10 protein-coding genes are annotated in these 13,958 nt (G+C 44.6%); 6 read left to right on the plus strand and 4 right to left on the minus strand.

Annotated features, from left to right (window positions below):
- Positions 1-6 precede the first annotated feature (6 nt).
- Positions 7-3,111, plus strand: coding sequence for a multidrug efflux RND transporter permease subunit VmeK (gene vmeK / locus R7127_RS03975; protein WP_318148298.1), 3,105 nt, complete (start codon positions 7-9; stop codon positions 3,109-3,111).
- Between the two features lie 65 nt (positions 3,112-3,176).
- Here the strand turns inward: vmeK and R7127_RS03980 are convergent, their stop codons facing one another.
- A complete protein-coding gene (locus tag R7127_RS03980; RefSeq protein WP_033905576.1) occupies positions 3,177-4,469 on the minus strand; it encodes a peptidoglycan DD-metalloendopeptidase family protein in 1,293 nt (430 codons plus the stop codon).
- 130 nt (positions 4,470-4,599) lie between these two features.
- Here R7127_RS03980 and tyrS point away from each other — a divergent pair, with 130 nt between their 5' ends.
- Both tyrS and R7127_RS03990 read left to right on the plus strand, forming a co-directional pair.
- A complete protein-coding gene (gene tyrS / locus R7127_RS03985) occupies positions 4,600-5,787 on the plus strand; it encodes a tyrosine--tRNA ligase (protein WP_017820416.1) in 1,188 nt (395 codons plus the stop codon).
- Positions 5,788-6,205: 418 nt separating this feature from the next.
- Positions 6,206-7,051 carry a magnesium transporter gene (locus R7127_RS03990; protein WP_005380062.1) on the plus strand — a complete coding sequence of 282 codons (846 nt, stop codon included), beginning with the start codon at positions 6,206-6,208 and terminating at the stop codon, positions 7,049-7,051.
- Here the strand turns inward: R7127_RS03990 and dacB are convergent.
- Both dacB and R7127_RS04000 read right to left on the minus strand, forming a co-directional pair.
- Complete coding sequence (gene dacB, locus R7127_RS03995; protein WP_017820417.1) at positions 7,030-8,451, minus strand: serine-type D-Ala-D-Ala carboxypeptidase; 1,422 nt, start codon at positions 8,449-8,451, stop codon at positions 7,030-7,032. The two genes, R7127_RS03990 and dacB, sit on opposite strands and share 22 nt — an antisense overlap.
- A 186-nt stretch (positions 8,452-8,637) precedes the next feature.
- Positions 8,638-9,660 (minus strand): porin, encoded by a 1,023-nt coding sequence (locus R7127_RS04000; RefSeq protein WP_005380064.1) that lies wholly within the window; start codon positions 9,658-9,660, stop codon positions 8,638-8,640.
- Positions 9,661-10,205: 545 nt separating this feature from the next.
- Between R7127_RS04000 and greA the strand changes: the two genes are divergently transcribed.
- Positions 10,206-10,679, plus strand: coding sequence for a transcription elongation factor GreA (gene greA / locus R7127_RS04005; RefSeq protein WP_005380065.1), 474 nt, complete (start codon positions 10,206-10,208; stop codon positions 10,677-10,679).
- Between the two features lie 84 nt (positions 10,680-10,763).
- Here greA and yhbY read toward each other — a convergent pair whose 3' ends face one another.
- Positions 10,764-11,060, minus strand: a complete 297-nt coding sequence (gene yhbY, locus R7127_RS04010) for a ribosome assembly RNA-binding protein YhbY (RefSeq protein ID WP_005380066.1) — start codon at positions 11,058-11,060, stop codon at positions 10,764-10,766.
- Between the two features lie 138 nt (positions 11,061-11,198).
- On the opposite strand from yhbY, the gene rlmE reads away from it, so the two are divergent.
- Complete coding sequence (rlmE, locus tag R7127_RS04015; RefSeq protein WP_005388985.1) at positions 11,199-11,828, plus strand: 23S rRNA (uridine(2552)-2'-O)-methyltransferase RlmE; 630 nt, start codon at positions 11,199-11,201, stop codon at positions 11,826-11,828.
- A 108-nt stretch (positions 11,829-11,936) separates the two neighbouring features.
- Positions 11,937-13,910, plus strand: a complete 1,974-nt coding sequence (gene ftsH, locus R7127_RS04020) for an ATP-dependent zinc metalloprotease FtsH (RefSeq protein ID WP_017635895.1) — start codon at positions 11,937-11,939, stop codon at positions 13,908-13,910.
- Positions 13,911-13,958 lie beyond the last annotated feature (48 nt).

Below are 13,958 nucleotides of genomic sequence, written 5' to 3' on the forward strand. Positions count from 1 at the left end.
GCACCTATGTACACTCTGATTGATGCTGCGTTATCTCGTGCTCGCACTATGCTGACATTGTTGGTGATGATATTAATTGCAGGTGTCATTACTTACGTCACAATCCCCAAGGAATCGAGCCCTGATATTACCATTCCTATTATCTACGTTTCTGTTGGGCATCAAGGCATTTCTCCTGTCGATGCCGAGCGTTTATTGGTTCGTCCAATAGAGCAAGAGCTGCGTTCAATTGAAGGCGTAAAAGAGATGACCTCTGTGGCATCAGAAGGTCATGCTTCGGTGACGCTGGAATTTAGTGTCGGAGTGGATCTTGATAAAGCGATGGCAGATGTGCGTGATGCAGTTGATCTTGCGAAGCCAAAGTTACCAGAGGACAGTGATGAGCCGACGGTAAACGAAGTCACGTTTGCATCTGAAGAGCCTGTTTTGACCGTTGTGCTCTATGGCACCGTACCAGAGCGAACCATTGTTCAGATTGCCAGAACGTTACGTGATCGTTTGGAAAGTTTCCGTCAGGTTCTTGAGGTTGAAATCGCAGGAGATCGCGAAGACATCGTGGAGATAGTTGTCGATCCGCTATTGATGGAAAGCTACGGTCTCGATCAAGCGGACATCTATAATTTAATTGCCTTGAATAACCGAGTTGTGGCTGCGGGGTTTGTCGATACTGGGTATGGACGCTTTTCGGTAGAAGTCCCATCGGTTTTTGATTCACTGAAAGATGTGCTTGAACTACCGATCAAGGTGAATGGCAAAGAGGTGATCACTTTTGGCGATGTGGCGACAGTACGACGTGCATTTCGCGATCCTGAAAGTTTTGCTCGTTTAGATGGCGAATCTGCCATCGTTTTGGACGTAAAAAAACGGGCAGGGGAAAACATCATTGAAACGGTTGAGCTGGTAAAAGAAGTACTGGCTCTGGGACAGAAGCGCGCCGAGTGGCCCGACAATTTGCAAGTTAAATATACTTGGGATCAATCCGACGATGTCAAATTGATGCTCAGTGATCTACAAAACAATATCTTATCCGCAATTATCCTCGTAGTTATCGTCATTATTGCCATATTGGGGGTTAGGACCGCGCTTCTCGTGGGGATTTCTATTCCAGGATCGTTCTTGACTGGGTTGTTGGTGTTATCGGTATTTGGGCTGACGGTCAATATCGTCGTACTGTTTGCTTTAATTATGGCGGTAGGCATGTTGGTGGATGGTGCCATTGTGGTGACAGAGTTTGCAGATCGGCGCATGCAAGAAGGAACGCCACGTAAAGAAGCCTATCGAGATGCAGCAAAGCGAATGGCCTGGCCTATTACCGCATCCACAGCAACCACATTGGCTGCGTTTGCTCCGTTACTTTTCTGGCCAGACATCACTGGTGAGTTCATGAAGTACTTACCACTTACTTTAATTGCTACCTTGGCCGCTTCGCTGATGATGGCTTTATTGTTCGTTCCTGTCATCGGTGGGATCATTGGCAAGCCTCAAGTAGTCAATCAGAAAGCTCAGCGAGAAATGGTGGAGCTGCATAACGGCAACTTTGAAAAAGCGACAGGCATTACCAAGCTTTATTACCAGACTCTGTCGGTAGCGATTCGTCATCCATGGAAAGTCTTACTCAGCGCGATACTGCTAGCGGCAGGTGTCGGCTTCACTTACAACAAAGCTGGCTTGGGTGCAGAGTTTTTCCCTGAGGTGGACCCTGCCTTTTTTACCGTTAAAGTTCGTTCTTATGGTGACCTGTCTATTCACGAAAAAGATGTTGTTATGCGCGAAATCGAGAAGGTGATGCTCGGTCATGACGAGTTTGAAAGTGTCTACACGCGCACAGGATCGAGCGATAATGGGGACGAGATTGGCCAGATTCAAATAACGCCTGTGGATTGGCAGTATCGACGCAAAGTGAAAACCATTATTGAGGAACTAAAAGAGACGACAGACCGCTTTTATGGTGTTGAACTTGAGTATAAATTCCCGGACGCAGGACCGCCTGTCGAGCATGATCTCGTGATTGAAGTGTCATCACGAAATTTGAGTGTTAGTGCGTTAGATGAAGCAGCCAAAAAAGTACGACATTGGGCTGATGGTAATCCTGCACTGACCAACTTGAGTGATACCACTAATAAGGAAGGGATTGATTGGCAAATTGATATCCAGCGAGATGACGCCTCTCGCTTTGCAGCGGATGCTACTTTAGTCGGGAATACCGTCCAGTTTGTTACGAACGGCTTGAAAATAGGCGATTATTTGCCCGATGATGCGGATGAAGAAGTCGATATTTTGGTGCGCTATCCGCAAGATAAGCGCGACATAGGTCGATTTGATCAACTGAGAGTGAAAACGGCAGCTGGTCTGGTTCCGATTACGAATTTTGCTCAAATCAAACCAGATCATAAGCAAGACACTATTCGTCGGGTCGACGGTCATCGAGTTATCAATATTAAAGCGGATATGGTGGAAGGTTACAATTTGGCGCTTGAGTTACCTAAGATTGCCGCTGGAATGGAACAGCTCGACTTACCAGAAGGCATTGAATATAAGATTCGGGGTCAAAATGAAGAGCAGGAAAACTCATCAGCATTCTTGCAAAATGCTTTTATTGTCGCGCTTGGTGTGATGGCTTTGATTTTAATTACGCAGTTTAATAGCTTTTATCAAGCTTTCTTAATCCTTAGTGCAGTGCTGTTTTCTACCGTTGGTGTCTTCGCTGGGTTACTTATTTTCCAAAAGCCATTTGGCATCATTATGTCGGGAATTGGAGTGATTGCGTTGGCTGGTATCGTGGTAAACAACAATATTGTTTTAATCGATACTTATAATCAGATGCGTAAACGTGGCTTAGAAAAATCTGAGGCTATTTTGCGTACGGGTGTGCAGCGTTTAAGACCCGTTTTACTCACGACGGTGACCACCATATTAGGCTTATTGCCAATGGTGTTAGAAATGAACATCGACTTAGTTAATCAGAAAGTGGAGTTTGGCGCACCAAGCACTCAATGGTGGTCTCAGCTTGCGACCGCTGTCGCGGGTGGTTTGGCATTTGCGACTTTGCTAACGTTAGTTCTGACACCGTGTTTGCTTATGCTCGGGAGAGAGCATCACTCTGAACAGTAAGCTTTATCGTGATGATATCGACAAAACAAAAAGGGCAGCGAAGCTGCCCTTTTCAATACCTTGCCTTACTTCATTGCTAACAGTTTGCTGTAGCGTTCAAGCTTGTCCATGCTAACTTTCGCGTTTGCCATGAAAGTTTGTCTCGCTTTGCCTGTCAGGGATTTAGATTGTGGCAAATTCACCGTGCGTGGGTTTTTATGGACACCATTCACAAGGAACTCATAGTGCAAGTGGGGGCCTGTTACACGGCCAGTTCCGCCAAGCGTACCAATGGTTTGGCCTTGCTTAACGCGTTGACCAGCTCGTACAGTACGTTTGGTTAAGTGCAGGTACTTGGTAATGTAAGTATTACTATGTTTAATGAAAACGTAGTTACCATTAAATTTGTTGTAAGACGATTTTTGAACGACACCATCACCAGCCGCCCAAATCGGGGTGCCCACTGGTGCTGCATAGTCCGTGCCTCTATGAGGACGAACGCGTCCCGTCACTGGATGTAAGCGGCGTGGGTTGAAGTTAGACGAAACTCGACGGAAATCCAACGGCGCGCGTAAGAATGCTTTTTTCATTGCACGCCCATTTTCGTCGTAATACTTGCCACTTTTCTGATCCAATATTGCGGTAAAGGTATCGCCTTGGTTTTTAAAGATCGCAGCAATGATTTTTCCACGGCCGATTACTTCTCCTTCTACCACTTCCTCTTGGTAAAGTACTCGGAAGCTATCGTTTTTACGAATATCTAAAGCAAAGTCGATGTCCCAACCAAATATGCCAGCCAGTTCCATGATTTGGTTACCATTTAATCCAGAAGATATTCCTGCATTCCAAAAGTTTGATTTGATGGTGGCTTCTGCGTAGTTGTACTGGAAGTCGACTTCTTTCTTATCAACTTCAGAAACGTACTTGCCGTCTTTTAATGTGATACGAAAAGTCTCGAACGCGCTTAGTGTCCTTCTTAGCTGCACCAAGTCGTTATTTTCGTCAAAGCCAAATTGCAATCGGTCACCAGGTCGAAGCCGAGTTAACTGTTTTTCTACTTCTTTGTCTGATGACACCAGTTCATGTAATAGACGAGCAGAAAGCCCTACGCGACTAAATAAGATGGCAGCACTCTCGCCATTTTTTACCTTGTATGTCTCCCAGCGCAGCACGGCGGGAACCGCAGGCGATGAACTATTTAGTGCACTGAGTTCGAGGGAAACTGGCACAGGATAATGTTGACCAACTTTTAATCGGCTCTGCTGCGGGTCTAGGTCTTGCGGATCAGGTAAAAAGAAGAGCGCGAAGATAATCAACGCACTAAAAAAACCGATCAATACTTTGTGCAAGAGTGGAAGTCGGACAAAAATCGAATGCATGAGGTACTTGATTGCTAAATTAAACGGAAAAAGTGACAACTACCTAGTCTAACGTGTTTCAAAATGCATCGCTATTCAAGTAATATGTTCAGCTATTATATTTTTGCCAAATCTGTGGGAGTGAACAAGAATGGCGAGCATTGAAGCTGCACTAGCCGAGATTAAGCGCGGTGTTGAAGAGCTGATTCCAGAAGAAGAGTTAATCGCAAAACTAAAAGAAGACCGTCCTCTACGTATTAAATTGGGCGCTGATCCAACAGCACCTGACATTCACCTAGGCCATACGGTTATTTTCAATAAGCTTCGCTTGTTCCAAGAACTAGGTCATGAAGTGACGTTCCTAATCGGTGACTTCACTGCAATGGTTGGTGACCCAACAGGTAAAAACACAACTCGTCCACCGCTAAGTCGCGAAGACGTATTGCGTAACGCTGAAACGTACAAAGAGCAAGTGTTCAAAATTCTCGATCCTGCAAAGACTAAAATTCAGTTTAACTCTGAGTGGCTGTCTGAACTGGGCGCAGAAGGTATGATTCGCCTTGCGGCAAACCAAACCGTTGCTCGTATGCTAGAGCGTGACGACTTTAAAAAGCGTTACGCGGGTGGTCAGCCAATTGCTATTCATGAGTTCATGTACCCACTTCTACAAGGCTGGGACTCAGTAGCAATGGAAACGGATGTTGAATTAGGTGGTACAGACCAGAAGTTCAACCTTCTAATGGGTCGTGAACTGCAAAAGTCTCACGGTCAAAAACCTCAGGTTGTACTGATGATGCCGCTTCTAGTGGGCCTTGATGGCGAGAAGAAGATGTCTAAGTCAGCAAACAACTACATCGGTATCAGCGAAGCGCCAAGCGAAATGTTTGGTAAAATCATGTCTATTTCTGATGACCTAATGTGGAGCTACTACGAGCTGCTCTCTTTCCGTCCTCTGGAAGAGATTGCTCAATTCAAAGCTGATGTAGAAGCGGGCAAAAACCCTCGTGACATCAAAGTATTGCTAGCAAAAGAAATTATTGCTCGTTTCCACAGTGAAGCCGATGCCGATGCAGCAGAGCAAGAATTCGTAAACCGTTTTGCGAAGAACCAAATTCCTGATGAAATGCCAGAGTTTGACTTTGACGCAGGTCGCCCAGTGAGTAATCTGTTGAAAGAAGCAGGTTTATGTCCATCATCGTCAGATGCGATGCGCATGGTTAAGCAGGGCGCTGTGAAGATTGATGGTGAAAAAATTGCGGACAGCAAATTTGCTCCAGAAGCGGGTACTTACGTGTTCCAAGTAGGTAAACGTAAATTTGCTCGTATTACTATTCAGTAATCCATAATGACTGCAAATGAAAGCGTCCGAAGGGCGCTTTTTTTGTATGAAAATTTAGCAAAAACGGCAAAGTAAAACTTCCATACCTGATGAACTTTGCTACTATACTTGCGCTGCCAATAATGGCAGCGCTATCGGAGATTTACATGAACAATACCGACCATCCTCCCAGTCGTTGGGTGAGTAAGATTAAGGGAGCGAAATAACCCGCTTCGGTATTGGCGATCTCCGCCTTACCTAAGTGGTGAGGCATCTTTTCTAATTTTTTCTCGTTATTTCCTTCATACATTCTGAATAGACAGTGCATTCGCATTGGTTTTCTCTGTGCATCTTATTTGTTGTCTGACTTTTAGCGTGCGAGAGTGGCTTTTTCATGCTTTGTCGATGGTCGTTACCAATGCCAATCGGGAGATTCGCCATGACGGTAATGAACAACACTTTTATTGAAACAACACCAAACTTTTCTGAAGTAGAAATTGGTGCAGCTCGCAATGCATTCTTGCAGTATGAGCAAGAGCAACAAGTCCATTTGCTTACGGTTATGCCGATTGATGAGGCTGTAGGTATTTTACAGCATTGCTCTGTCGGCTATGTGAATAGTCTTATTGCTCAACTTGAGCAAGCAGGTCATGACAAACGCGCACGTCATTATGCTCACCAACTGGGTCTGCATATGTCTGAAGTTGATACACCCGATGGTTATTTATCAACTAGTGTTTTAGGGCATGTAAAACAGCGTATTGGATGGATCATTGCGCTGGCTCTTTTAGGGATAGTGTCAGGCTTGATCATCGCTCAGTATGAGGACACCCTTAGTCAGCTTGTTTTACTTGCAGTGTACATGCCAGTGATTGCAGCTGCTGGTGGTAACACAGGAACACAAGCAGCAACTTTGGTGATTCGTGCTCTTGCTACTGGAGAGTTAAAAAAACGCCAATGGTTAGAAGTTTTGTGGAAAGAGAGCCGAGTCGCTCTATTTATTGCGCTAGCAATCGCTATCGTGATGATTGGACGCATTATGTTATTTAGTGCAGGACAATCAACAGGAGGCTTTGAACTGACCGATATCGCTCTGGCAATAGCAGTTGCGCTGTTCATTCAAGTCACCATTTCTACAACATTGGGCGGGCTGTTGCCAATTATTGCACGAGCTTGCAAGTTGGACCCTGCCGTATTGGTGAGTCCAGTTCTTGCGTCTATCGTCGATATTTCAGGAATGTGGATTTACTTTAACGTGGTGAACTATTTCTTAGGTATTGCCTGACTAAAGTTCACAATGTCATTGTAAAAAAGCTGCTCAAAATGTGTAATCGGGGCGATGACAGGAGTGTTGTCGTCCCGTTTTTCTGGGAAGTAGTCTGAAACAAACTGAACAAAAATGGTGTTAGGTTGACCATTTTTATCCAAGCCATATCCAGCCATATTGTAAGTCCCGTAGATAGAGCCACTTTTCGCTATCAGCTGTCCTTTAATTGGAAGTTTTCGCATACTTTGTCGGTACTTTAATGTGCCGGATTCACCTGATTTCGGCATGATGGCAATCAATTTGAGTTCGTTTTCATGCTTCCAAATATAGCGCAGCATTTCAGCCATCTTGGTCGCGGAGATCCGGTTATTTCGCGAAAGTCCTGAGCCGTCTTCTAGGCGCGCATTACGAATATCAATACCAGTGTTGGCGAAAATGATCTGCTTGATCGCTTCTGTCCCGTTAGTAAAACTGCCTGGCTGAACGAAAAATTTAGCGCCAAGTGTTTTGGTTAATGTGTCGGCAATCAAGTTGTCAGAGTTTTTGAGCATATCTTCAAGAATGTCTGGTAAGGCCTTTGATTGATGCATTGCGATGAGCTTTCGCTGCTTTTCTGGCGCCGTACCGACCCTAATCTTTCCTGATACCCCAATGTTGAGCTCCTTGAGCAAAGTCGCCAACCTTTGACTGGTGTAACGCTCAGGGTCTTGAACCGCAAATTTCAGTGGCAATGGTTTGTCTCTTTCAACCAAGCACCCTGTTAGCTTGTAGTTGTTATCGGGATTTGCAACTAAACCTAAGTCACAATGACGACTTTTCTTAATGGTTTTAGAAACTGTTTCTACGGTACTTGTGACACGAATAGGTTGATGCTCTGGTACGTAGACCCGCGTTCCACCATCTTTTTGTGTATAGATAGAGGCTTGTACACAGTTGTTATTGAGTGTGATGGTCGATGCCGGAGCGCTGTAGCAAACTCCCAAGATATCCCACGGCCAGCCCACCGCACGGTTATAACCAGTGAATGCGCTGTTATCGAGCCATAGGTCACCGTTAATCCGTTTTAAGCCATTTTTCTTAGCTAGAGTGAGAAGTGATTTTAAGTCGTTGGTTTGGAGTGTTGGGTCGCCGACAAAGTAAATCACTGCATCTGAGTTCGACGTTTCCAGCTTGGTTCGAAACCGGAAATTATCACCCAGTTCTAGCTTTGCGGCTAATGCGGTGACGATTTTTAATGTACTCGCTGGTGGGAACAGTTGTTCGGTAGGATGAACACCGTCAAGCTCAGCATTTTCACTGAGTTTTTCCGCAACTAAACTGATGCGGGCGCCTTCAGGCAACACCTCTTGATGAGGGTACGCTTGTGAAAAAGCAGAAAGTAATGAAGAGAATATGAGCAAGGGCCAACGTAAACGCATAATGGTACTTTCTAAGGTGAGTTATGTGATTGAGTATACGCAAGTCCTTTCAATATGCTAGGTAACTAAAGAAATGCTTCAAATGTCTTCATGAATGAGACACGAGAGAAAGGCGCGCTGCTTAAAATGAAGTATAAAAAATGCCCGCTTAAAGCGGGCATTCGATATTCTAGTCAAAGACCGGAATTAGAAGTCGTAACGTAGACCTAGAGCTAGCTCGTCTTCAGCATCGATCTTAGTTGCAACTGTTTTGCTAGTGTCAGTTGAACCAAACTTGTCACCTGCATCAATCAGGTTGAAGTTGTAAGAAATGTAACCACGGAAGTTAGGCTTGAAGTAGTAAGAAGCATCAACAGCGAAGTTGTTTGCAGAAGTTTCGTTGTTAGTTTCTGCATTGTTGTATGATGTTGTAAATACTGTTTGGCCTAGAGTGTAAGCACCCGCTAGCTCGTAACCAGTGTAATCAACTGTGTTACTGTTGTTTGAATCTTCCATTTTCTCGCCGTCAGTGAATACACCAGCGAAGTAAAGATCAGACATTGTGTAAGATGCAGCTAGCATGTACTCGTTAGCTTTGTCTTGATCTGCGTAACCAGCACCTAGCTCAAGACCAGTGTCAGCTAGAGCGTAGATTGCAGATAGAGAGTAACCGTCTTGTTTGTTGTCGTAGTACTCACCAGTGTTTTTGTTTTCCATACGATCAGCGAAGCGGTAGCTTGCTTTTACGCTTAGGTTTTCAAACTGGCCTTTGTAAGCCATCATGTTGTCTGTACGGTCTGATACAGCTAGTTTGTCTGCTGCAGAGTTACCGTGGTAAGCCATGATATCTGTGAAGTCAGTGATAACGCCTAGTGCACCTTCAGTTTTACCGTATGCGAACTCACCGTAAGCACCGCCAAGACCAGCGTAAGCAAGACGAGTTTCTAGATCGCTCTTGTCGTCGCCGTCTACAGTACCGTTTTGAGCAGTCTCAAATTCACCTTCCCAGAAACCAACACCGTATAGGTTGTCATTGATTTCTTGTTTACCAAGGAAGTTTAGACGGATGCGAGATTTGTCTTGAGCGTCGCCATCTTTCATAGATAGACGTGCTTCAGCACGGCCGCCCATTTCTAGAGAAGTACCGTCTTGGTTGTAAAGTTCAGCTGCGTTTACGCCAGTTGCCATAGCTGCTGCAGATACAGAAAGAGCAATTAGAGTCTTTTTCATCTTATTTGTCCTAGTTAGCTGTCCATAATCATTGTTGTATGGGGGAGAGGTGATCTCTCACAAGTTGTTGGTCCAAAATTGGCTAATTGAGCGATATAGTTCGCACTTGTAAGCCATTGATCTAACAACTCGCTGGACATGTTTTACTGCTAAAGTTTCCGTATGAGTTAGTAAAATGATATAAATCCCAATGATGAACACTGTTCAATTGTGCGTTGTTTTTATTTAAATTACTGTTTTTGATTGAAATTATTGGCAATGACATTGGCCTGACATTGATTAGTTTTTATCTTTTTTGAGGTTTTTGGTGTAATGAACAGTGTTGTTTTTCAATAAATTGAGAAGGTGATTCGCCCTAGAGCCGCTCTAAAAGTGAGTTATATCATTATGCCGAAAAGGCATAGTCTTGCTGTCTTTCGAATTAAGATGATTTCGTCCGGGAGTTTGTTTACACTAAACGAAATACATCTTTAAGCGCACTACCCAGTCCTATGACAGGGTGGGCTTTTTTTGTCCAAAGACCCATTTGGGCTTGAGGTTATAAAATGGAAAAAGTTCCAATGACACTACGTGGCGAGCAAAAGCTACGTGCAGAACTCGATCGTCTACTTAAACTACGTCCTCAGATCTCAGAGGCAATTGCTGAAGCTCGTGAGCTAGGTGATTTAAAAGAGAATGCTGAATATCACGCCGCTCGTGAAGAGCAGGGCATTTGTGAAGCACAAATCCGTGACATTGAATACAAACTGTCAGTTGCTCAAGTTATTGATGTAACGAAGATGGAGAACACGGGTAAAGTTATTTTTGGTTCAACCGTAACCTTGATTGATATCGACACCGAAGAAGAAAAAACGTACCAAATCGTTGGTGATGACGAAGCCGATATCAAAGCAGGTCGCATTTCAGTGAGCTCACCTATTGCTCGTGGCCTGATTGGTAAGATGGAAGGCGATGAAGTTGCTATTCAAACTCCGGGTGGCGCGAAAGACTTCGAAATTGACCGAGTAGAATATATCTAAGTCGTTTGGAGTTGCATTATTACTCTGATAAAACGCAAAAAGGTCGCCTCAGGCGACCTTTTTTCTTCAGCAACGTAAGTAGAGTTACTTACGAGGGATTTCGATTTTACGCTCTTCAGACTGGCGGTATAGCACAAGCACTTTACCAATAGTCTGAACTTTTTCAGCGCCCGTCTCACGTACGATAGCGTCGATGATTAGCTGTTTTGTTTCACGATCTTCCGAAGCAACTTTTACTTTGATAAGTTCGTGATGGTTAAGAGCGATTTCAATTTCTGCTAGCACGGCTTCTGTAAGTCCATTTGCGCCCATTAGCACAACAGGTTTTAAACTGTGAGCTAGGCCTTTAAGGTGCTGCTTTTGTTTGGTGCTTAGGTTCATTACGCGGCCAATTTTCTTTAAAATAAGGGTTGAAAAAAGCTATTTTAACGCCATCTATTGCTGAAGACTATAATTTATTGAGTAATAGGTAGCGCCTATTAAAACAATAGCTCCAATTTGTGCCTTGTTGGGATTAAAATGAGTAAACAAAAACATTCGGCTAGTTCTGGTCGTTGGTTGAAAGAACACTTTGATGATAAATACGCGAATGAAGCCCGAAAAAAAGGCTACCGTTCACGTGCTTATTTCAAGATCGATGAGATTCAAACGAAAGATAAATTGTTAAAGCCTGGAATGACAGTCGTCGACTTGGGGGCTGCGCCGGGCGGATGGTCTCAATATGCTGCTAAGATAGTAGGGGACAGCGGTCAGATCATCGCGTGTGACTTGCTTCCTATGGACCCGATTGCTGGCGTTAGCTTTTTACAAGGCGACTTTCGTGATGATGCGGTATTGGAAGCTTTGCTAGAAAGGATCCAACCTTCCATGGTAGACGTAGTAATGTCTGATATGGCGCCTAACATCGCGGGAAACAATTCTGTTGATCAACCTCGCGCTATGTATTTAGTTGAATTAGCTTTAGATATGTGTCGACAAGTTCTAGCGCCTAATGGTAGCTTTGTCGTAAAGGTTTTCCAAGGGGAAGGCTTCGATCAGTATGTGAAAGAAGTCCGAGACATGTTTAAAGCCGTAAAAATTAGAAAACCAGACTCATCGCGAGCTCGCTCTCGAGAGGTCTTCGTCGTAGCCACTGGTTACAAAGGTTAACCATTTTGCTCTCTTGAGAGCGTGTTAACACTATAGCTACAGTTAATGAACTGTAGTACCCTACCTTTAATTACAATTAGTTATCGAGAGGCTTACACCTTGAGTGACATGGCAAAAAATTTAATTCTGTGGCTTGTTATCGCCGTCGTATTGATGTCGGTATTCCAGAGCTTTGGCCCTGGAGAAAGCAATGGCAGAACCGTGGATTACACCACGTTTGTACAGGAAGTTGGCCAAGGCCAGATTCAAGAAGCAACTTTTAAAGACGGTGAAATTAGCTTTGTTCGTCGTGGCGGCGGTGCCAAAATGGTCACTTACATGCCAGTGTATGACCAAAAGCTTCTAGATGACCTAATTAACCAAAACGTGAAAGTACAAGGCACGCCTCCAGAAGAGCAAAGCTTGCTTGGTACTATCTTCATCTCTTGGTTCCCAATGATCTTACTGATTGGTGTATGGATTTTCTTCATGCGTCAAATGCAAGGCGGCGGTGGTAAAGGCGCCATGTCTTTTGGTAAGAGTAAAGCTCGAATGATGAGCGAAGAACAAATCAAGACAACTTTTGCTGACGTTGCTGGTTGTGACGAAGCAAAAGAAGACGTGAAAGAACTGGTGGACTACCTACGCGATCCAAGCCGCTTCCAAAAACTGGGCGGTAAGATTCCAACGGGTGTTCTAATGGTTGGTCCTCCTGGTACGGGTAAAACGCTTCTAGCGAAAGCCATTGCCGGTGAGGCGAAAGTACCATTCTTTACTATCTCTGGTTCTGATTTCGTAGAAATGTTCGTTGGTGTTGGTGCATCTCGTGTGCGTGACATGTTTGAACAAGCAAAGAAAGCTGCACCTTGTATCATCTTTATCGATGAGATCGATGCGGTAGGTCGTCAACGTGGCGCAGGTGTTGGTGGTGGTCATGATGAACGTGAACAAACACTAAACCAAATGCTCGTTGAGATGGATGGTTTCGAAGGTAACGAAGGTATTATCGTTATCGCTGCGACTAACCGTCCGGACGTGCTAGACCCTGCGCTACTGCGTCCTGGTCGTTTTGACCGTCAAGTGGTAGTTGGTCTTCCAGATGTACGTGGCCGTGAACAGATCCTAAAAGTTCACATGCGTAAGGTCCCTCTAGCGGGTGATGTAGAGCCTTCTCTCATCGCACGTGGTACTCCAGGCTTCTCTGGTGCTGACCTAGCAAACTTAGTTAACGAAGCAGCCCTGTTTGCTGCGCGCGGTAACAAGCGCAACGTTTCTATGGTTGAGTTTGAACTGGCGAAAGACAAAATCATGATGGGTGCTGAGCGCCGTTCAATGGTGATGTCTGAGGAAGTGAAAGAGTCAACCGCATACCACGAAGCGGGTCACGCGATTGTTGGTCGCTTGGTTCCTGAACACGATCCAGTGTACAAAGTGTCTATCATTCCACGTGGTCGTGCGTTGGGTGTAACAATGTACCTTCCAGAGCAGGACCGCGTGAGTATGTCTCGCCAACACCTAGAATCAATGATTTCTAGCTTGTACGGTGGTCGTTTAGCAGAAGAACTTATCTACGGTGCTGACAAAGTATCAACCGGTGCTTCTAATGATATCGAGCGCGCAACAGATATTGCTCGTAAGATGGTTACTCAATGGGGTTTCTCTGAAAAGCTTGGCCCTCTGCTGTATGCAGAAGATGAAGGCGAAGTGTTCTTAGGGCGTAGTGTAACTCAGACTAAACATGTGTCTGACGATACAGCGAAGTTGATTGATGACGAAGTTCGTCAGATCATTGACCGCAACTACGATCGTGCGAAGAAGATTCTTCAAGAGAACATGGATATCATGCATGCGATGAAAGATGCGCTGATGAAGTATGAAACCATTGATGCTCGCCAGATTGATGACTTAATGGAGCGCAAAGCTGAAATTCGTGAGCCTGCGGGCTGGAGTGATAACTCAGCAAGCAAACCAGAAGACAGCGACAAGCCTCAAGCAAAGCAAGAAGTTAAAGAAGAAGCAACGGAGACTGCGAAAGATGCAGAACAGCCTAGCTCTTCTGAAACAACTTCTAACGAAGCGCCTGAAAAGAAAGACTCTGAATAAAGAGTATCGATAATATTAAACCCCGAGTTATCTCGGGGTTTTTGTGTT

The sequence above is a fragment of the Vibrio sp. 1159 genome (assembly GCF_033340395.1).
Classification (GTDB): Bacteria; Pseudomonadota; Gammaproteobacteria; order Enterobacterales; family Vibrionaceae; genus Vibrio; species Vibrio alginolyticus.